Below are 20,535 nucleotides of genomic sequence, written 5' to 3' on the forward strand. Positions count from 1 at the left end.
ACTCCATGTACAGCGTCATCGTCGTGCCGCCGTCGTGCGGCAGTGTGGCCGACCAGTTGAGGATCAGCGCGGGTGAGCGCGTCGAGTTCGGCAGGACCGAACGCAGCGGCGGCGGACTCGCCATCGCACACGCGGGGGTGCCCCGGGTCGCCGGGGAGATCGCGGCGCACCGGACGTTCTGGCTGCTGAGCAATCTCAGCGAGGACCAGACCTACGTGGTGGAGAACCCGGAGGGCGCCGGCGAACACATCAAGATCGCTCCGGGCCGCGTGGAGGCGCCCGTACCGTTCGAGCTGGCGCGTGTGACCCTGCCCGCCGCGGGTGACCTGCTCACCTTCGACGTCTGGGCACCGCGGCACGCCTTCCGCAGCGTCGAGCGCCGTGGGCTGGAGGGGGCCGGCACCGTCCCGGCGTTCGCCCTGGACCGCACCAAACGGTACTTCGCGGTGCTGGCAGCCCTGTGCGAGCGGCGCCTGCGCGGTGAGCCCCGCGCCCCGCTGCCCGCCGTCGAGGAGATAGTGGAACGGCTGCGCCCGAGCTGGCCCAAGGTCAGCCGCTCCGCCGTCTACTGGAACATCGACTACCTCGCCGTCAAGCTGCGGTTGAGACCCGGCCCGGACACGGCCGAGCCGGGCAGGCGCACGCACGGCAAGAAGGAGTCCCTGGCCTCGCTCGCCCTCCGCTTCGACCTGGTCCGCGAGGACGACCTCGTCGTACTCGCCCCGGCCCCGAGCGGAGCGGCACGGTGACCGGGCGGCCGTACGCGGTCCCGGTGCCGAAGGGCTACCGGGTCGGGCCGTGGGAGGTGCGCGAGCCGCTCGCGTCCGGCGCGTTCGCCACGGTCTACGACGCGACCCGCCACGGCTCCGGCACGACCGGACGCACCGCCGACGGTGACGGGCTGCCGGGCCGGGCGGCGCTGAAGTTCCTGTCCACCGGCACCCGCACCCCGCGCCAGCTCCACCACCTGCGCGACCTGGCCGAACGCGAGGTGCACCTGCTGCGGCGGCTCCGCTCGCCCCGGCTGATCCGGATGTACGACACGCTGACGGTCGACGACCCGGGCCATCCCGAGCTGGACGGCGCCACCGTCCTGGTGCTGGAGCGCGCCGAGGGCTCCCTGGACGCCGTACTGGCCCGGACCCCGTCCCCGGAGGCCGGTCCCGCCCTGCTGGCCCAGATCTGCGAGGGCCTGCACCAGCTCCACCACGCGGGATGGGTGCACGGAGACCTGAAACCGGCCAACGTGCTGCTGATGAAGGACGGTTCGGCCCGGCTCGCCGACTTCAACATGGCCGCCGAACTGGAAGGCACCCACGCCTACGCCCCCGCCTTCGCCACCCCCGACTACACCCCGCCCGAACTCCTGTGGCCCGAGGTCGACGAGCGCGGGACGCGGATCCGCCCGTCGGCCGACGTCTGGGCCTTCGGCGTCCTCGCGCACGTGGTCCTGACCGGGGAGTTCCCGTTGCCCGGCGGCACCTCGGAGGCACGCTCCGACGCGGCGACGCGCTACGCCCGCGGCCGTGAGGAGCTGCGCCTGTCCCCCGGCCTCCCCGAGGCCTGGCGGGACATCCTGCGGGACTGCCTGGCCCCGACCCACGCGGAACGCACCACCGACACCGCCGCGCTGCTGCGCCGGGTGGAGGAGGCCGCGGGCACCTCCCGCTCGGCCCGGCTGCCGAGGCTGCGTCCCCGGCGGTGGCGTCGCCCGGCCCTGGCAGCGGCGCTCGCCGCGGTGATCGTGGGCGCGACGAGCCTCGCCTACACCACCCCGTGGGACTCCGCCCCGGCCGCGGCGGCGCCGCCCACCTGCGAGAAGCCCGTGGTCTACGAGGACGCCGACCACGGCCCCGGCTACATGGCGGGCCACAGCGGCACGTGGGACTTCACCATCAAGCGCGGAGACGGTGGCAGCCAGGTCAGGGAGTTGCAGTGCCTGCTGCGGCACCGGCACGGGATCGAGGAGGTCGGCGAGGTGGACGGCGACTTCGGCCCGATGACGCACGGGGCGGTCGTCATCTTCCAGGAGCGGGCGGGACTGGACGCGGACGGGATGGTCGGACCGGCCACGTGGCGCGCGTTGCGCGAGGCCGGGAAGTCCTGACCCGTCCTCACCGACCGCCGCTCCCGGCCGGCGTCCCGGCGAGGACGACGCGAGCGGCCGGGGCCTCCTGCTGCCGGACGCGCGCGGCTCCTGCTGCCGGACTCGGTACGCCGCGCCGGGGCGCTGAGCAGGGGCGCTGAGCAGGGGCGCTGAGCAGGGGGCCGCGGCAGAACGGTCCGGCGCGAAGTCCGACCCTGCAAGGTTCGAGGTACCGCGGGCGCGTCCCCACGACCAGAGTGATGCCTGCACACCGGTACGTCACAAGGGGAGGACATCGCATGATCAGGACGAAGATCGCGGCCGCGCTCGGTGCGGCGGCACTCGCGGGACTGGGCATCGCCGCCACCGCCACACCGGCCAGCGCGGCGTGGAGCGACTGCAGCTCCGGAGCCCTGTGCGCCTACCTCGGGGACAACGGCTCGGGCGACCCCGGCGAGGTGTTCGGAGACAACTCCAACCTCGAGCAGTACAACAAGTTCAACAACGCGGAGTCGGTCTACAACAACGGCAACTCCTGCGACGTCCGCATCTACGACGAGACGGGCTACAGCGGCAACTCCTGGGTCCTGGAGCGCGGTCGCGCGGTCTACAACCTCGACACCTGGTACAACGGCGACTTCGCCGACGACCTGGCCTCCAACCGCTGGATCTGCTGATCCCATGCGCGCACTGCTGTGGCCGGCCGCCGCAGCGGCGCTTCTCGCGGTCGGGTGCTCTTCCGCACCCGACCGCGACGCCGCGGCGGAGAAACATCCCGATCCCCGCCCGCTGGGCGGCGCACTGCACTACACCGCGGCCGAATCCGCGGCACTCCACCGCGCCGAGGAGCGGGAAGTGCGGAAGTGCATGGCGGGCCGCGGGTTCGACTACCACCCGATACCCGTCGGCGACGTCCGGCGCAGGGCGGCCGAGAGTCCCTACGGCCTGCTGACGCGGAGCCGCGCGGCCCAGGACGGCTACGGCCTGACCGTGCGGAGGCTGAAGAAGCCACCGGCCGACCCGAACGCCCAGCGGGTGTCGGCGCTGGCCGAGGGCGACCGCCGCGCGTGGGAGGCGGCACTCAAGGGAGCGGCGGACGGGCCACGTGAGGAGATCGAACTACCCGGCGGGCCGACCGTGTCGGTGGCCACCGACTCCTGCGTCTCCGTGGCGCGCCGGGCACTGTACGGCGCCTCGTGGGACCGGAACCACTACGCGTTGCAGAGCCTGCGCAACATGGTCGTGACGGACACGCTCGACCACGCCCTCATGAGGGCCGCCGAACGGAAGTGGGCCGCGTGCATGCGGGACGAGGGCTTCCGGTACGAGCACCGTGAAGACCCGCTCAAGGCGCTGAAGAAACGGCTCGACTCCGCCGGCACCGACGCGGCCGCGCTGCGCGCCACTGGACGGGAGGAGCTGAGGATCGCCGTGCGGGACGCCGCGTGCCAGGTGGAGGCCGATCTCGCCGAACAGGTCGTCCGCGCCCAGAAGCGGGTGGAGAAGGCACTGCCCGCCGCCCGTACGTCCCTGCTGGACGACTTCCGTGCCGCCAGGCGGACGGCGTTGGAGCACGCCGAGGCACGGGACACCGCGGGACAGGTCGCAGCGTCGCCGTCGGCGTGAGCCGGGCTCCGCCTCCCGCTCCTCGCTCCCCGCTCCGGCGGCCGTGGCGGCGTCGCTCGCGGCTGTTCACCGGCGCCCTCGTCACGCTGCTGACGGTCGGTGTGCTGACGGCCCTGCCCGCCTGGGCGCACACCCGCGGCCCGGCCGGGCGCGCCCGTCACGAGGGGTACGGACCGTGGCCGGACGCGGCCTCCGGCACTGCACGGTCCTGCACGGCCCTTCACGGCACGGCACGGCACGCGTCCCGCCTGTGCCCGGACCGGCCGGCGGGCCCGGCCGGCGGTCCGGTCCGGCGGTCCGGCGGTCCGGCGGTCCGGCGGGCCGGTCCGACGGGCCGGTCCGGTCCGGTCCCGGCACAGGCGTCCGCGTCAGTGGAAGAAGTGCCGCGTCCCCGTGAAGTACATCGTCACGCCGGCCTTCTTCGCCGCCTCGACGACCAGTTCGTCACGGACCGAGCCGCCCGGCTGGACCACGGCCTTCACGCCGGCCGCGGTGAGGATCTCCAGGCCGTCCGGGAAGGGGAAGAAGGCGTCGGAGGCGGCGTACGCCCCCTGCGCGCGCTCGGCGCCCGCCCGCTCCACCGCCAGCTTCGCGGAGTCGACGCGGTTGACCTGGCCCATGCCGACGCCGACCGAGGCGCCGTCCTTGGCGAGGAGGATCGCGTTGGACTTGACGGCCCGGCAGGCCTTCCAGGCGAAGGCCAGGTCGGCCAGCTCGGACGGGGAGAGGGCCTCGCCGGTGGCGAGCGTCCAGGTGGCGGGGTCGTCGCCCTCGGCCTGGAGCCGGTCGGTGACCTGGAGGAGGGCGCCGCCGTCGATGGGCTTGACCTCGACCGGGGCGGCGGGCGCCTCGGGGGCGCGCAGCACGCGGATGTTCTTCTTCTTGGTGAGGGCCTCGAGGGCGCCGTCCTCGTAGTCCGGCGCGACGATGACCTCGGTGAAGATCTCGGCGACCTGCTCGGCCATCTCCTTGCTGACCGGGCGGTTGACCGCGATCACGCCGCCGAACGCGGACAGCGGGTCGCAGGCGTGCGCCTTGCGGTGCGCCTCGGCGACGTCCGCGCCGACCGCGATGCCGCACGGGTTGGCGTGCTTGATGATCGCGACGCAGGCCTCGTCGTGGTCGTACGCGGCACGGCGGGCGGCGTCCGTGTCCGTGTAGTTGTTGTACGACATCTCCTTGCCGTGGAGCTGCTCGGCCTCGGCCAGGCCCCCGGCGTGGGAGGTGTAGAGGGCGGCGGGCTGGTGCGGGTTCTCGCCGTAGCGCAGGGTGTGCGCGCGGTCGTACGTGGCGCCGAGGAAGTCGGGGAAGCGCGAGTCGTCCACCGGGGCGTACTCGGAGGCGAACCAGGAGGCGACGGCCACGTCGTACGCGGCGGTGTGCCGGAAGGCCTCGGCGGCCAGCCGCTTGCGGGCGGCGAGGTCGAAGCCGCCGTCCTTCACGGCGGAGAGCACGTCGGCGTACCGGGACGGGCTGGTGACGACCGCGACCGAGGGGTGGTTCTTGGCGGCGGCGCGGACCATCGACGGGCCACCGATGTCGATCTGCTCGACGCACTCGTCGGGGGTGGCGCCCGAGGCGACGGTCTCGCGGAAGGGGTAGAGGTTGACCACGACGAGGTCGAACGGCTCCACGCCCAGCTCGCCGAGCTGCTGCCGGTGGCTGTCCAGACGCAGGTCGGCCAGGATGCCGGCGTGCACCTTGGGGTGCAGGGTCTTGACGCGGCCGTCCAGGCACTCGGGGAAGCCGGTGAGCTCCTCGACCTTGGTGACGGGGACACCGGCGGCGGAGATACGGCCGGCCGTGGACCCGGTGGAGACGAGTTCGACGCCCGCCTCGTGGAGCCCGCGGGCGAGGTCCTCGAGCCCGGTCTTGTCGTAGACGCTGACGAGCGCGCGACGGATGGCCCGCTTGTTGCTCTCGGCGGTGGCGGTCACTGGATAACTACCTTTCGTCCCTCAATGCGATAGCCGTTGCGGGCGAGCCGCCCCACGACATCGACGAGCAGCCTTCGCTCGACTTCCTTGATGCGCTCGTGCAGAGCGCTCTCGTCGTCCTCGTCACGGATCTCCACCACGCCCTGCGCGATGATCGGTCCGGTGTCGACGCCGTCGTCGACGAAGTGGACGGTGCATCCGGTGACCCTGGCGCCGTACGCGAGCGCGTCCCGCACGCCGTGGGCCCCCGGGAAGCTGGGGAGGAGGGCGGGGTGGGTGTTGACGAACCGCCCCCCGAAGCGGGCCAGGAACTCCTTGCCCACGATCTTCATGAACCCGGCCGAGACGACGAGGTCCGGCTCGTGGGCGGCGACGGCCTCGGCCAGCGCCGCGTCCCACTCGTCACGGCTCCCGTAGTCCTTGACCTTGCGTACGAAGACCGGCAGCCCGGCGCGCTCGGCGCGCGCGAGCCCCTCGATGCCCTCCCGGTCGGCGCCGACGGCGACGATCTCGGCCCCGTAGGCCTCGACGCCGGTGGCGGCGATCTCGTCGAGGAGCGCCTGCAGGTTGGTGCCGGATCCGGAGACCAGCACGACTAGGCGCTTGGCTCGCTGGGCCACGGGCTTGGCGGCCACGGTGGGGGCCTTTCTCGGGGAGCGGGTCCTGTACGGCGGTCGGCCGGGTACGGCCGTCGCTCGTCACGGCCGTACGTTTTGTACGTTCGTCTCTTTGTGCAGTCGTACGAATGCTTCGCGCCCCGGGATACGGGGAAGTCTACGAAGCGGCCGACCGTCAGCAACGATACCGGCACACCGGGCGGCCCCCTCGGGACGGGGGCGTGGTCGGAAGGTAGCGTCTGCGTGGAGCCGGACCGGGAACGCCGTCCGCGCGTCACACGTTCACCAGTCGTGCCGACCGGTACGCCCGTTCCACCGATCGCCCGTTCCTTATCGCCAAGGGGAAGACGCTCACTTGATGCCGGACCGCAGCCTGCGACTGCTCACGCTCCCCCAGCAGTCGGCGCAGCCAGGGGAGCGCAGCACCGTGTTGCTGCGGGAGCGCCCCTCTTCACCGCCCGACACCCCGTCGGACCGGACGGACGGCGGCGAGCAGGACGGCGCCACCGAGAAGGACAATCCGTTCGCACCGCCCCCGGAGGGCACGCCGGACCGCCCCTGGCAGCCGCGGCACCCGTCGGATGACGGCGACGACTCCCGCGGTGACGGCGGGCGTTCACCATGGGGCCGCCAGTGGAGCGACCGGCAGCCGGGCCGCTCCCCCGGCGGCTTCGGCGAGCGGCCCGGCGCTTCCGATTCCGGCCCCGAGGGGTCGGGCGGCGGCACGGGTCCGCGCTGGGACCCGACGGACCCGGCCCAGCGGCGCGCCCGCTATGCCCTGCTGTGCGGTATGTGGGCCCTCTTTTTCGCGCTCTTCACTTGGCCGTACGTGGCCCTGCTGCTCGGCGCCCTGGCCCTGTACTGGGGCATCAGCGCGCTGCGCGCCAAGCCCCGCGCCGCCTCGGATCCGGACACCCCGGCCCCTCCCGCCGAGCAGACCGGCCGTCCGCAGCGCACCGCCGCGATCAGCGGCCTGGTCACGTCCTCCCTGGCCATCGTCCTGGTCGCCGCGTCGTTCGGCGCCCAGTTGGTCTACAGCGACTACTACACCTGCCGGAACGACGCCCTGACCAACGAGGCGAAGCAGAACTGCGAGACCCTCCTCCCGGAGCAGCTCCGGGACCTGCTGGGCTCGGAGGACTGACGCCCGCTTCCTGACCCGGCCGGGCATCAGGGCCCGTCCGGCGTTTCGGGGGCGGGGCCTGTGCAGGGGCGAAGCGTTTGTTCGGGAGCTGATGCGCCCGCGCAGGGGCGAAGCGCCTGTCCAGACCCGAAGCGCCCGTCCGGGGCCGAAGCGCCCGTCCAGGGGCGTGGCCCCCCGGGAACAGGAAGGGCAGGAGAGGCGGGAGCGGGAGGAGCCTCCGGGGCGACGCCACACCGGCCCGCCGCTCACGGCGTTCGCGCTCACGGCGTCCTTACAGCGTCCCCGACTCACGCCGTCCGCCGCTCAGGGCGTCCGCGGCGCCTCCCCAGGGGAGTCGACCGGCAGCAGGTCGTACGGCGCGGCGTCCCCGCCGTCGCCGCCCGCGTCCCCGCCCCCGGCTTCCCGGCCCCGCCGACGACCCACCGAGGGCCACGGAACCCGCCCCCACCGGCGCCCACCGGCGCCATCCGCCTCCCCGGCCTCCGCCACAGGCTCCGCAGCGGCAGCCTCGGCCCCCGGCCCGCTCCACCCCCGACTCCGACTCGGCCACGCCCGCACCAGCACCGCCACCGGCAGCGCCACCACCCCGACCCACGCCAGCGTCGCACCCCCGGCCTGCCACCACACCGGCCCGAACCGGGCGAGGGCGCCGTCCCCGAGCGGCCCGCCCGCCAGGGCGGCCAGCACGGCGACGAGGACCGCGCACAGCACGGCGGCCAGTACCGCGGCAGCGACGGTCCGCCGCCATGACCACGCCCCGGCGGCCTCGTCACCACCCCGCACCGCCTTCGCACCCGCCCCCGCCGTGGCCACACGCCCCGTGTCCACACCCGCCACACGCCCCGTGTCCACTCCCGCCGCACCGGCACCAGCCGTGGCCGCCCGCGCCGTGAACCACCCCACCACCGCGCCCGCCACCAGCGGCACCACCCCGGCCGCCCAGTGCAGCGGCGTGCCCGGGCCCGGGTCCGGCACCGCCGCCAGCAGCGGGAACGGCGGCAGCGGCGGTGCGGGGGTGGAGGAGAAGGGGGCCACGACATGGCCGGCACCGAGCACGAAGCCCGGGCCGAGGGCGTACACCGATGCCCACACCGCCGCGTTCGGCACCAGCGTCAGACAGAGCAGCAGCACGGCGACCCGCCCCGACCACCCCTCGGTCAACTGCAGGAACGTCTCCCGCGCGGCGGGTCCGTGCCACACCAGTGACACCGCGAGCAGCAGCGCACCGCCGCCGACGAGCACCGCCGCACCGGCGCCCGCGGCGCGCGTCGCGGCGCCCAGGCGCGCGTCCGGTTCCACCATCAGCTCCCGCAGGTTCCTGGGCAGCACGCGCAGCACCCGGCCCACCGGCCCGCCCGGCCGGCCGAACGCCGTCCACACGCCCGCGCCCGCCGCGCTCATGGTCACCAGCGGCAGGCACGTCGCCGTCCACCACCCGGAGGGCCGCAGCGCACCGCCCGCCGCGTACAGCACGACGGGCGTGGCGACGGCGAGGTAACCGAGGACGACCCCGGCCCAGGCGTTGCGCGCGGAGAGGGGCGGCGGTCCGGCGTCGGGGAGGATCCCGCCCCCGCCCAGGCGCACACCGACCCCCGCCTTGGCGCCGGCGCCCACGGCCACCCCCACGCCGTCGCCGGGGTCGGTGGCGTCCCGGGCCGCCCGGTGCAGCAGCCACACCGGCAGCAGGAGCAGCAGCAACGGAGTGACGCCCACGGGTGCCGGGGCGCCGGAGAACGTGTCGGCGCGGACCAGTTCGGCCCCGTGGGCCAGCACCCACAGCGACGCGGCGACGTGCAGGGCGCCGCCGGGTCCGCTGTCGGGGTACGGCGAGCTGATCCAAAGCACCGTCACCAGTGCGGCGCACGCGGCCAGTCCCAGTCCCGCCGCGACCGCGCCGCCCAGGAGGCCGGCGGCCAGCCCGGGCGACCGGTCGCGCCACCGGGTGCGCAGCAGGGACAACGGGGCTCGGCGAGCGGTCGTCTGGATCACGCCCGCCATGCTCCCAACGACACGCGCTTTACCGGCGTAACAGGCGAAGTACCGCTGTGTCGCTCAATATATGTTTATGTACCTTTTCGCACGAAGGGGCGTGCTGTGACACGGAGCCCCGCGACCCCGCTCCCGCCTCCCACGGCACGCCGACGCCTGCGCGAGACCGCCGCCCTGACGCAGGCTCAGCTCGCGGAGCGGGTGGGTGTCACCCGCGAGACGGTCCGTGCGTGGGAGAGCGGCCGCACCACCCCGCGCGGCCGGAAACGGGAGGCGTACGCGAAGCTGCTGAACACCCTGGCCGAGCAGGCGGCGGCACGGCGGGCCGAGCCGGTCCCCGCCGCCGAGCCGGCGCCGGTGTCGGAGGCGGGGTCGGAGGCGGGGTCGGAGGCGGCACCGAAGGCCGCGTCGGAGACCGCGTCGGAGGCGGTGCCCGTCGTCGTGGCCGTCGGCGCCGGATCGGCGGAGGCCCCCGAGAAGGCCGTCGACAGCCTCGTACTCCCGGCGAGACCACTGGACGAACGGGGGTCGGCACCGGAGTCGGCAGCGAGGTCGGCGCCGGAATCCGAAGCGGCACCGCAGCCCGAGCCGAGGCCCGGGCCGGCCGCGCTGACGCCCGCTCAGGCCTTCGACGCGTTGTACGAGTTCGGCGCCCCCGCGCTCGTACGGCAGACGTTCCTGCTGACCGGCCGCCGTGAGCTGGCGCGGGAGTCGGTGGAGCGTGCGTTCCAGGTCGCCTGGGAGCACTGGCCCGAGGTGGCCCGCGACCGCGACCCGGTGGGCTGGGTGCGGGCGACGGCGTACGAGTACGCGCTCTCGCCCTGGCACCGGTTCCGCCTGCGCCACCGGCGCCCGGAGCCGCCCCCCGCCGACCCCGGCGACCGCACTCTGCTGAACACCCTGCTGCGCCTCCCGCCGCCGCACCGCCGCACACTCCTGCTGTACGACGGTGTGGGCCTGGGCCTGCCCGAGACGGCCGCGGAGACGGAGGCGAGCACCCCGGCGGCGGCGAACCGGCTGCTGCACGCCCGCGAGGCCGTCGCCGACCGGCTGCCCGAACTGGCCGACCCGCAGGTGCTGCACCGGCGGCTGGCCGAACTGGCGTCGGCCGAGCGGCTGCGGGCGGCCAGGCCGCCGACGGTGCGGCTGGGCAGCGAACGCCGGGCGCGGTTCTGGACCCGGGCCGCGATCGCCTTCACGGTCGCCCTGATCGGGACCACGGCCCTGACCCTGCGCACCGCGCCCACGCACTACGAGCCGCCCGTGTCCCCGGGTGAGACGGTGCGCGGGGTGCCGCCCAAGGTGGCACCGGGGGCGCTGTCGGACGAGGAGCTGGAGCTGCGGCAGAGGCTGCGGGACCAGTTGCAGGACGGACCGGAGCGGCTGGCGCCCCGGCTGGAGTGACGCCGCCCGGACTCGCGTGCCGCCGCCCCGACCCGCGTTTGCGTGCCGTACGCCGAGTGGCCCGCCCCGTGATCGGGGGCGGGCCACTCGGCGTATCGGATCGGCTCGAAAGGTGCTCGGCCGACGAGGTGGTGTCAGCCGGCGAGGATGGCGCGGGCCAGCTTCGCCGTCTCGGTCGGCGTCTTGCCGACCTTGACGCCGGCGGCCTCCAGGGCCTCCTTCTTCGCCTGGGCGGTGCCGGACGAACCGGAGACGATGGCGCCCGCGTGGCCCATGGTCTTGCCCTCGGGCGCGGTGAAGCCCGCGACGTAGCCGACGACCGGCTTGGTCACGTTCTTCGCGATGTACTCCGCGGCCCGCTCCTCGGCGTCGCCGCCGATCTCGCCGATCATGACGATCAGGTCGGTCTCGGGGTCGGCCTCGAACGCGGCGAGCGCGTCGATGTGCGTGGTGCCGATGATCGGGTCGCCACCGATGCCGACGGCGGTCGAGAAGCCGATGTCACGCAGCTCGTACATCATCTGGTAGGTCAGCGTGCCGGACTTCGAGACCAGGCCGATGCGGCCCGGCTTCGTGATGTCGCCCGGGATGATGCCGACGTTGGACTGGCCCGGCGTGATGATGCCGGGGCAGTTCGGGCCGATGATCCGGGTCTTGTTGCCCTTCTTGCCGGCGTACGACCAGAAGGCGGCCGAGTCGTGCACGGCGATGCCCTCGGTGATCACGACGGCCAGCGGGATCTCGGCGTCGATGGCCTCGACGACGGCGTCCTTGGTGAACTTCTCCGGCACGAAGATGACGGAGACGTTGGCGCCGGTCTTCTCGATGGCCTCCTTGACGGTGCCGAAGACCGGTACCTCGTTGCCGTCGAAGTCCACGGACTGACCCGCCTTGCGCGGGTTGACGCCGCCCACGACGTTGGTGCCGTCACCCAGCATGAGCTTGGTGTGCTTCATGCCGGTGGCACCGGTCATGCCCTGGACGATGACCTTGCTGTCCTTGTTGAGCCAGATAGCCATGGTGTGTTGGTGTCCTCGTCCTGAGTGCTTACTTGGCGGCGTGGGCCAGCTCGGCGGCCTTGTCGGCCGCGCCGTCCATGGTGTCGACGCGCTGGACCAGCGGGTGGTTGGCGTCGGTGAGGATCTTGCGGCCCAGCTCGGCGTTGTTGCCGTCGAGACGGACGACGAGCGGCTTCTCGACCTTCTCGCCGCGGTCCTCCAGGAGCTTCAGCGCCTGGACGATGCCGTTGGCGACCTCGTCGCAGGCGGTGATGCCGCCGAAGACGTTGACGAACACGGAGCGGACGTCCGGGTCGCCCAGGATGATCTCCAGGCCGTTCGCCATGACCTGGGCGGAGGCGCCGCCACCGATGTCCAGGAAGTTGGCGGGCTTGACGTCGCCGTGCTTCTCACCGGCGTACGCGACGACGTCCAGGGTGCTCATGACGAGACCCGCGCCGTTGCCGATGATGCCGACCTCGCCGTCGAGCTTGACGTAGTTGAGGTTCTTCTCCTTGGCGGCGGCCTCGAGCGGGTTGGCCGCGGCCTTGTCGTGGAGCGCCTCGAAGTCGGGGTGCCGGAACTCGGCGTTGTCGTCCAGCGACACCTTGCCGTCGAGGGCGATGACGTCCCCGGAGACGACCTTGGCCAGCGGGTTGACCTCGACCAGGAGGGCGTCCTCCTTGATGAAGGTGTCCCACAGCCTGACCAGGATGTCGACGACCTTGTCGGCGACCTCGGCCGGGAACTTCGCGGCCTCGACGATCTCTCGCGCCTTCTCGGGCGTCACGCCGTCGATCGCGTCGATCGGGGTCTTGGCCACGGCCTCCGGACGGGTGGCCGCCACCTCCTCGATCTCCACGCCGCCCTCGACGGAGGCGATGGAGAGGAAGGTGCGGTTGGCACGGTCGAGGAGGAAGGAGACGTAGTACTCCTCGACGATCTCGGGCGCGGTCTCGGCGATCATCACCTTGTGGACCGTGTGGCCCTTGATGTCCATGCCGAGGATGTCCGTCGCGCGGGCGACGGCCTCGTCCGCGGAGGCGGCCAGCTTCACGCCACCGGCCTTGCCACGACCACCGACCTTCACCTGCGCCTTGACGACGGACTTGCCGCCCAGACGCTCGGTGATCTCGCGCGCCGCCTCAGGCGTGTCGATGACTTCACCGGCCAGCACCGGTACATCGTGCTTGGCGAAGAGGTCCCTCGCCTGGTACTCGAACAGGTCCACGCGCTTCCGTCCCTATCAGTGATCTCGCGGTTCGTTGGATGCGTGGGCGTGCCGCGAAGGGCAACGTGACGTCCGCTGTGAGTCACAAGGGGGGCGCACACGGTGTCCGAGCGCGCGGCATGTCCGTCTCGCAGGTTATCGCCGCTTGCGGAGGGTCTCTAAATCGTGGGTCACACCTGAGCGGTGATGCCTGTCACATGATGCCGCGCTCACTGGCACGGCGTGCCGGGCGTGAGGGGCGGCGGAGGCCGCAGGAGAGGATTCGACGGATACTCCCGGGACCGAGTTTCGGTAGCCGGGGGGTGAGCCTCACCGGGCTGGGGTTGACCCGGTGAGGCTCTTGGAACGCCCCGCAGCGGGTCCGCTGGGTGCGGCCCCTCCGAGGTGCGCGGCGACCGCTCCCCACCCCAATGGGGACCGGCCGCCTGATCCGCGGGGCCACGGCCGGACGGGGGCCGACGGCTTTCGGCCGGACCGTCCGGGGGCGCGCGCTCCGCGAAGCCCGTGATCCACCTGGTATCCCTGAGGTCCAGGCGGTCGGATGTCAGACCCCGTAGAAGTGACCGAGCGCGCCGTAGGCACGGTGCTGGAGGTCAGCCGCGCAGAAGAGCTTGGGGACATTTCCGAGTGCCGGGCCGGGTGGGGCGGCGCCGGCGGCACCCGCCCGGAAGAACGAGAAGCGTCCGGACGGTGGGCAGACCTCTCCGCCCCCGCGCGGCGGGTCTGGGGCGGGGGAAGGCCCTGCTCTAGGCGGGGGAGACGGGAATGTCCCGGTACCGGTCCCGGGTCTCGGCGGCGTCGGCGCGCACGAGGGCGCCGGGCACGAGCCGGAACGGGATCCGGTGGTGCGGGGTGACCGCGTGTGCGTCACCGTGCCGCGGCGTGCCGTGGTCGGCACCGGCTCCGGTACCCAGCGTGCCGTCGGGGTCGCCGGTGGGTGCCGGGCGGGCGGGGGCGTGCTCGGTGGGCGCGGACACCGTGCGGTCGGTGTCCGCGTGCGCCCCGCCGACGACAGGCGCCGGACCGTACGCGGCCTGTGCCGGGCCTCGGGCGGCACCGGCCGCCCGGGCGTCGGACGCGGCAGACGCCCGGGCGTCGGACGCGTCAGCGGCGTCGGAGGTGTCCGGCGCCGTGGTCGAGGGCTCGGGCCGAGGGGCCGGGCCGCCCGGCGTCAACCGACCGGGAACGTCGGTCAGCCCGGGTGGGTCCGGCAGCCCGGGCGGGTCCGGCAGCAACGGCAGCGGAGGCGACGACGGCAGCGAGGACGGCGAGGGCAAGGAAGGAAGCGGCAACGCCTGCAACGGCGGCGCCTGCGTCCGTACGACCGCGCCGAGCCCGTCGGTCACCGTCTCCGCCGCGTCACCGACCGGCCGCACGACCCGGTCCTCCACGGACCGGACGATCTCCTCGGCCACCGGACGAAGCCCCGAAAGCATCGCGTTGGCTCCGTGAACCGCCCCGAAGTGTCGGGCGGTCCCGGATTCCTGACCGGCCCCCGGCTCCTGGCCGGCCCCGGAAATCTGACCGGCCTCGGAGCCCTGATCGACCTGAGGTTCCTGGTCGGCACGGGAGAACTGGTGGGCTCGTGAGGCCCGGTCGACGCTGGAAGCCCGGTCGACGCTGGAGCCCCGGTCGACGCGGGAGCCCCGGTCATCGCGCGAGGCCCGGTCGACGCGGGAGTCGTGCGGGACGGTTGATTCCCGTGCTTCCCTCGGCCGCTCCGGGGGTACGCCGACGGCCTGACCGATCGCGTCCCGCACGGAGGGCGCCCCCTCGGCCGCCTGTGCCCGTCCCCCGCAGAGCACCCCGAGCACGAACAACCCACCCACCAGCAGCGCCACGTGCAGCGCACGCCGCCCGGCCGCCGCGCGCGTCACGCGCGGAGCGGCACCGGGCAGGACTGCTGACCAGATCAAGAGGGGGGAGATTCCTCCCGTGTGGCGGAACGGGTCGCGCGCCGGACAGTGCACCGGACAACGCAGGCATCGGACAACGCGTCGATGCGTTGGATCGATACGACGCGCGATCCTCGCACGGGACTCCGGAGGTTGTGCAAGCCCGGCGCTACCGATGGGAAGTCATATCCGTTTTGCCGACAGGAATCGGGCCACCTCGGATCGACAAATCGTCACCCGGCATCCGGTATCGGCAAGGGACGCTTCTCGATCGCCGCCGCCATCACCTCCGGGAAGAGGTCGGGCGTGCAGGCGAAGGCCGGCGCGTCCAGTGCGGCGAGCGCCGCCGCGTGCTCCCGGTCATACGCGGGTGCCCCCTCGTCGGACAGCGCCAGCAGCGTCACGAACTGCACCCCCGCCGCCTTCATCGCCGCGACCCGCTTGAGCATCTCGTCCCGTATGCCTCCCTCGTACAGGTCGCTGATCAGCACGACCACCGTCTCCATGGGCCGGGTGATCTGCGACTGGCAGTACGCGAGCGCGCGGTTGATGTCCGTACCGCCGCCGAGCTGCGTGCCGAAGAGCACGTCGACCGGGTCGTCGAGCCGGTCGGTGAGATCGGCGACCGCCGTGTCGAAGACGACGAGCCGGGTGTCGATCGACCGCATGGACGCCAGCACCGCGCCGAACACGGACGCGTACACGACGGACGCCGCCATCGACCCCGACTGGTCGACGCAGAGGACGACCTCCTTCCGCACGGACCGGGACGCCCGCCCGTAACCGACGAGGCGCTCCGGCACGACCGTCCGGTACTCGGGCAGGTAGTGCTTGAGGTTGGCCGCGATCGTGCGGTTCCAGTCGATGTCGTGGTGGCGGGGCCGGCTGATGCGGGCGCTGCGGTCGAGGGCGCCGGTGAGGGCGGCCCGGGTCCGGGTGTCGAGCCGCTTCTCCAGGTCGTCGACGACCTTGCGCACGACGGCCCGGGCCGTCTCCCTCGTCGTCTCCGGCATCGCCTTGTTGAGGGAGAGGAGCGTGCCCACGAGGTGCACGTCGGCCTCCACGGCCTCGAGCATCTCCGGCTCCAGCAGCAGTGTGGCGAGGCCGAGCCGGTCGATCGCGTCCCGCTGCATGACCCGCACCACGGAGGAGGGGAAGTAGGTCCGGATGTCCCCCAGCCAGCGCGCCACGGCCGGTGCGGAGGCTCCGAGCCCCGCCGACCGGTCCCGTCCCGCCCGCGGCTTGTCCCCCTTCCCATAGAGCGCGCCGAGCGCCCCGTCCATGGCGGCGTCCTGACCGGTGAGCGTGTGGCCGGTGCCGTCGGCCGGGTCGCCGCCGAGCACGAGCCGCCATCGCCGCAGCCGTTCCTGTGCCGTGTCGGCATCCACCGGCTCGGTCGTCATGCGTCCGCCTCCACACGGTCGTTGTCGTCGGTACCCCACCGTCGGCCGCCGGTCCCGGGACCGGCAGACCCGTCGCCCTGACGCACCGCGTCCAGCGCACCCGCCGAGCCAACGGGACCCGTCACCTCCGCCGCGCACTCCCTTTCCCCCCCGTCCTCCCTGTGTGCCGCGTCGACAGCGCCGGTCACACCCGCTGCGCCGTAGCCATCCGCCTCGCCGGCAACGCCGATCCCACGTGCCGCGGGCTCCCCGTCCGACGCGCCGACATCGCCCGGCGCATCCGCCGCCGCACCTTCTCGGTCCGCCCCGCCGGCAGCGACCGTCACATCCGCCGCGCCCGCGGTGCGGTCCAGGCCCAGGAGCAGCCGGACCACCGGCAGCACGGCGTCGGCGCGTCCGGTGTCGAGCCCGGCCGCGAATCCGGGTATGCCGGAACCGGCCGTCGTCACCCTCCCCCGCCACTGCGGTCCGCGCCGGACCAGCTCCCCGAGGCTGCGCCGCACTCCCGGCTCGTAGGACGAGAAGGTGCGCCGCAGCAGCGGCAGCACGTCCGTGAACACCTCCGCCGGTACGCCGGTCAGCCAGGCGTCGACCAGGGCGAGCAGCCGCTCGTCGTGGAGGAGGAGCAGGCCGCCGCCCGAACCACCGCCCACGAAGCCCTCGATCCAGGCCGCCGCGTCCGCCGGCGGCGTCCCGGGGGACAGCACCAGGCCCATGAGCCGCGCGGCCTCGTCCGACGCCAGTTCGCCGTCGTCCAGCAGGAGCCGTACGGCGCGCCCCCGGACGACGCCGGGCACGGTGCCTCGCGCCGAGAGGGTGCGCAGCACGGCCCGCCAGCGGGACCGCAGGTCGCCGTGGCCCGGCGCCGGGACAGCGCCGAGGAGGCCCACCGCACCGTGCACGGCGTCCACGTGCCGGCGCATCTCCTCGGCCGCGTCGGCGTCCAGCGCGGCGCAGGCCGGGTGCAGGCCGACGAAGATCCGCTCGGCGAGGCCCGCGGCGACCTCGGCGAGCGCGCCGGTGTCGGTGCCGCGCACATCGCCGTAGCGCAGGGAACGGACCAGGGCCGGAAGGGCCTGGGCGAGGTGGCCGACGTCCGTGTCGAGCGCCGCGCGGTCGGCGAGTATCCGCATCACCGGGGGGAGTGCGTCCGGCAGCTCGGCCAGCAGGCAGCGTTCGGCGAGCGCGGTGACCTCGGCGAGGCCCCGCGCGGTGAGGGCGTCCGCCTCGGCCCTGGCCGTCGCGGCGGCGAGCACGGTCGTGCCCCACACCCCGGCCTCGGCCACCCGCACCGACAGCTCAGGCTGCCAACGCAGCCGCCACGTCTCCCGGAACGTGCCCGTGCTGCCCCGCGAGGCGGCCGGCTCGCCCCACCCGACGCCGAGCAGCCGCAGCCGGTGCAGCAGTCTGCTGCGCCCGGCGTCGGTCTCCTTGCGCAGGTCGAGTTCCAGCTCCCGCTCCGACGCCTCCGGCTTGAGCCGCAACCGCCGCTGAAGCCGGACGAGGTCCCGCTGCAACGGCACCGCCGGCGCTCCGGCGGGCACCTCCCCCAGCACGTCCCCCACCACCAGCCGGTCGTGCACCAGGGCCAGCGGTACGTCCGAACCCTCGCACATCACCGCTCGTACGGCGTCCGTCATTTCGCTGAGCCCGGGCAGCGGACGGCCGCGCATCACCGCGAGGGTCTCGGCGAGCCGCACCGCCTCGATGACGTGCGCCGAGGAGACGGCCCGGTCCTCCTCCCGCAGCAGCCCGGCCACCTTGGTCAGCCACCGCTCGACGAGCCGGTCCGCCGCGCCGAACAGGTGCCCGTACCAGCCCGGCGACTCGATACCCGCCCCGTACCCACCGGCCCGGGACAGCCTGCGATGGGTCCAGGGCACCCAGGTCATGTCCACCTTGGTCCTGGGCAGCCCCTTGAGCAGCGCCCGGTCGGCGGCGACGGTGACCTTGCGCCGGAGCGCGGGCACGTGCCAGGCACCGCAGACCACGGCGACGCCCCGCGGGAACTCGCGCCGCGCCGCGCGCACCTGGAGCCGCATATACGCCTCCCGCACGAGGTCCCGGTCGCGTCCGTCGCCCTCCTCGGTCTCCCGCAGCGCCCCCATGGCCTCCTCCAGCACCGTGAACGGTGCGAGCGCGTCCCCGCCGCCCGCACCGCGGTGCTCGACGACGTCCTCCCACCAGCGCTCGGGGTCGTCATGGCCGGCGGCCGCGGCAAGGGCGGCGAGCGGATCGGCCCGGACGTCGGGGAAGCCGGCGCCGGGCCCCTCCCCCTGGCCCGAGCCGGTCTCCCCGGGCCCCGGTTCTTCCCTCCGTTCCCCCTCCCGCCCTTCCGCCTTCGCACACTCCGGTGCCTGCCACGCCAGCGTGTGGGTGGCCGGGAGGTCGATGAAACGGGCCGGGACGTCGTGTTCCAGGGCCCAGCGCACGGCCACCCACTCAGGGGAGAACTCGGCCAGCGGCCAGAAGGCCGACCGGCCTGGCTCGTCCACGGCGTGGGCGAGGAGCGCGACCGGCGGCCGCATGCCCTCGTCGGCGGCCAGCGGGATCAGGGCGTCGGCCTCCGGCGGCCCCTCGATCAGCACGGTCCCCGGCCGGCCCGCCTCCAGCGCGGCCCGGACCGCCCGCGCCGAACCCGGCCCATGGTGGCGTACGCCCAGCAGCAGTGGTTCACCCCCGGAACCACCGGTACCGAACGACCCGCCGGTGCCACCCGGCCTGCCGTCACCACCCGGCCCGCCGGTGCCACCCGGCCCGCCGGTGCCACCCGGCCCGCCGGTGCCACCCGGCCCGCCGGTGTCATCGCTCCCGGCCGTGTCAGTGCCCGTCACACCGTCCCCCTCGCCTACGGGGCCAGGTCGAGTCGCCGTCACCCGTCGAGCCGCCCACCGGCACACCCGCCCCCCGTCGCATCCTCAGCCACCCGCCGATCACGCGCTCACCTCCCGGCACGCCCGGTAGAAGTCCTTCCAGCCGTCGCGCTCACGGACGACCGTCTCCAGGTACTCCTGCCAGACGACGCGGTCCGCGGCCGGGTCGCGGACGACGGCGCCGAGGATCCCCGCGGCGACGTCGCCGGGCCGCAGCACGCCGTCGCCGAAGTGGGCGGCCAGCGCGAGGCCGCCGGTGACGACGGAGATGGCCTCGGCCGTGGACAGCGTGCCGCTGGGCGACTTCACCTTCGTACGCCCGTCGCTCGTCAGCCCGTCGCGCAGTTCGCGGAAGACGGTGACGACCCGGCGGATCTCGTCGATGCCGTCGGGCGCCGACGGCAGGTCGAGGGAGCGGCCGATCTGGTCGACCCGGCGCGAGACGATCTCGACCTCGGCCTCGGCGGTCTCCGGCAGCGGCAGCACCACGGTGTTGAAGCGGCGGCGCAGGGCGCTGGACAGCTCGTTGACCCCCCGGTCGCGGTCGTTGGCGGTGGCGATCAGGTTGAACCCGCGGACCGCCTGTACCTCCTGCCCCAGCTCCGGTATCGGCAGGGTCTTCTCCGACAGGATCGTGATGAGCGTGTCCTGCACGTCGGCCGGGATGCGGGTCAGTTCCTCCACGCGGGCGGTCATGCCCTCCGCCATGGCCCGCATGACCGGGCTGGGCACGAGGGCGTCCCGGCCGGGGCCGTGGGCGAGGAGCCGCGCGTAGTTCCAGCCGTAGCGGATCGCCTCCTCCGGGGTGCCCGCCGTGCCCTGCACCAGCAGCGTCGAGTCGCCGCTGACGGCTGCCGCGAGGTGTTCGGACACCCAGGTCTTGGCGGTGCCGGGCACGCCGAGCAGGAGCAGGGCGCGGTCGGTGGCGAGCGTGGTCACGGCGACCTCGACGACGCGGCGCGGGCCCACGTACTTCGGGGAGATCACCGTGCCGTCGGGCAGGGTGCCGCCGAGCAGATAGGTGGCGACGGCCCACGGCGACAGCTTCCAGCGGGCCGGACGGGGACGGTCGTCCTGCTTGGCCAGCGCGGCGAGTTCGGCCGCGAACGCGTGCTCGGCGTGCGGCCGCAACTCCTCGGCCCCACTCGTGGACCCTCCGCCCGGCTCGACGGACGTCGGGTCCGCGGGCGTCGGCTCTACGGACACAGGCATGGCTGATTCCCCCTCCAGCTCGGCCGGTTCGATCTGTCGTCCACGGTGCACCACGCCACTGACAATCGCTCTGACCTGCACAAACGTCGCCTCTCGGACGATTGTCAGTGGTGGGACATA

The 20,535-nt window shown here is 73.9% G+C and carries 16 protein-coding genes; 7 read left to right on the top strand and 9 right to left on the bottom strand.

Features of this window, described 5'->3' with window-relative positions; all coding sequences use genetic code 11:
• The first annotated feature begins 5 nt into the window (after positions 1-5).
• From B1H29_RS14310 to B1H29_RS14325, 4 genes are all read left to right on the top strand, one after another.
• Positions 6-749, top strand: a complete 744-nt coding sequence (locus B1H29_RS14310) for a hypothetical protein (protein WP_055418262.1) — start codon at positions 6-8, stop codon at positions 747-749.
• Positions 746-2,107, top strand: coding sequence for a protein kinase domain-containing protein (locus B1H29_RS14315; protein WP_055418263.1), 1,362 nt, complete (start codon positions 746-748; stop codon positions 2,105-2,107). The genes B1H29_RS14310 and B1H29_RS14315 overlap by 4 nt, the downstream gene beginning before the upstream one ends.
• Before the next feature lie 278 nt (positions 2,108-2,385).
• The gene (locus B1H29_RS14320) at positions 2,386-2,763 is read left to right on the top strand and encodes a peptidase inhibitor family I36 protein (protein ID WP_055418264.1); all 378 of its coding nucleotides are present in this window, start codon (positions 2,386-2,388) and stop codon (positions 2,761-2,763) included.
• A 4-nt stretch (positions 2,764-2,767) separates the two neighbouring features.
• On the top strand, positions 2,768-3,712 hold the full coding sequence (locus tag B1H29_RS14325) for a hypothetical protein (RefSeq protein WP_055418265.1): 945 nt from the start codon (positions 2,768-2,770) through the stop codon (positions 3,710-3,712).
• 368 nt (positions 3,713-4,080) lie between these two features.
• Here the strand turns inward: B1H29_RS14325 and purH are convergent, their stop codons facing one another.
• Together purH and purN are read right to left on the bottom strand one after the other, a co-directional pair.
• Positions 4,081-5,649, bottom strand: coding sequence for a bifunctional phosphoribosylaminoimidazolecarboxamide formyltransferase/IMP cyclohydrolase (purH, locus tag B1H29_RS14330; RefSeq protein ID WP_055418266.1), 1,569 nt, complete (start codon positions 5,647-5,649; stop codon positions 4,081-4,083).
• Positions 5,646-6,284 (bottom strand): phosphoribosylglycinamide formyltransferase, encoded by a 639-nt coding sequence (gene purN / locus B1H29_RS14335; protein WP_055418267.1) that lies wholly within the window; start codon positions 6,282-6,284, stop codon positions 5,646-5,648. Before purN ends, purH begins: the two co-directional genes overlap by 4 nt.
• 340 nt (positions 6,285-6,624) lie before the next feature.
• On the opposite strand from purN, the gene B1H29_RS14340 reads away from it, so the two are divergent.
• Positions 6,625-7,410: a hypothetical protein gene (locus tag B1H29_RS14340; RefSeq protein ID WP_055418268.1), complete on the top strand. Its 786-nt coding sequence runs from the start codon at positions 6,625-6,627 to the stop codon at positions 7,408-7,410.
• Between the two features lie 303 nt (positions 7,411-7,713).
• Here the strand turns inward: B1H29_RS14340 and B1H29_RS14345 are convergent, their stop codons facing one another.
• Entirely contained in the window at positions 7,714-9,408 is a 1,695-nt protein-coding gene (locus B1H29_RS14345; RefSeq protein WP_055418269.1) for a cell division protein PerM, read from the bottom strand.
• Between the two features lie 96 nt (positions 9,409-9,504).
• On the opposite strand from B1H29_RS14345, the gene B1H29_RS14350 reads away from it, so the two are divergent.
• Complete coding sequence (locus tag B1H29_RS14350; RefSeq protein WP_055418270.1) at positions 9,505-10,803, top strand: helix-turn-helix domain-containing protein; 1,299 nt, start codon at positions 9,505-9,507, stop codon at positions 10,801-10,803.
• A gap of 134 nt (positions 10,804-10,937) precedes the next feature.
• Here B1H29_RS14350 and sucD read toward each other — a convergent pair whose 3' ends face one another.
• The 3 genes from sucD to B1H29_RS38105 form a co-directional block, all read right to left on the bottom strand.
• Complete coding sequence (gene sucD / locus B1H29_RS14355; protein WP_055418271.1) at positions 10,938-11,822, bottom strand: succinate--CoA ligase subunit alpha; 885 nt, start codon at positions 11,820-11,822, stop codon at positions 10,938-10,940.
• 28 nt (positions 11,823-11,850) lie between these two features.
• Entirely contained in the window at positions 11,851-13,032 is a 1,182-nt protein-coding gene (gene sucC / locus B1H29_RS14360) for an ADP-forming succinate--CoA ligase subunit beta (protein WP_055418272.1), read from the bottom strand.
• Between the two features lie 746 nt (positions 13,033-13,778).
• On the bottom strand, positions 13,779-14,468 hold the full coding sequence (locus tag B1H29_RS38105) for a hypothetical protein (RefSeq protein ID WP_159027820.1): 690 nt from the start codon (positions 14,466-14,468) through the stop codon (positions 13,779-13,781).
• A gap of 12 nt (positions 14,469-14,480) precedes the next feature.
• Between B1H29_RS38105 and B1H29_RS38110 the strand changes: the two genes are divergently transcribed.
• The gene (locus tag B1H29_RS38110) at positions 14,481-14,621 is read left to right on the top strand and encodes a hypothetical protein (protein WP_159027821.1); all 141 of its coding nucleotides are present in this window, start codon (positions 14,481-14,483) and stop codon (positions 14,619-14,621) included.
• Between the two features lie 539 nt (positions 14,622-15,160).
• On the opposite strand, the gene B1H29_RS14370 is transcribed toward B1H29_RS38110, so the two are convergent.
• From B1H29_RS14370 to B1H29_RS14380, 3 genes are all read right to left on the bottom strand, one after another.
• Positions 15,161-16,330 (bottom strand): VWA domain-containing protein, encoded by a 1,170-nt coding sequence (locus B1H29_RS14370; protein WP_055418274.1) that lies wholly within the window; start codon positions 16,328-16,330, stop codon positions 15,161-15,163.
• Positions 16,327-18,999 carry a DUF5682 family protein gene (locus tag B1H29_RS14375; protein WP_234393051.1) on the bottom strand — a complete coding sequence of 891 codons (2,673 nt, stop codon included), beginning with the start codon at positions 18,997-18,999 and terminating at the stop codon, positions 16,327-16,329. The genes B1H29_RS14370 and B1H29_RS14375 overlap by 4 nt, the downstream gene beginning before the upstream one ends.
• A 264-nt stretch (positions 19,000-19,263) precedes the next feature.
• Complete coding sequence (locus B1H29_RS14380) at positions 19,264-20,415, bottom strand: ATP-binding protein (RefSeq protein ID WP_055418275.1); 1,152 nt, start codon at positions 20,413-20,415, stop codon at positions 19,264-19,266.
• Between the last annotated feature and the right edge of the window lie 120 nt (positions 20,416-20,535).

Source organism: Streptomyces pactum (genome assembly GCF_002005225.1).
Lineage (GTDB): Bacteria > Actinomycetota > Actinomycetes > Streptomycetales > Streptomycetaceae > Streptomyces > Streptomyces pactum_A.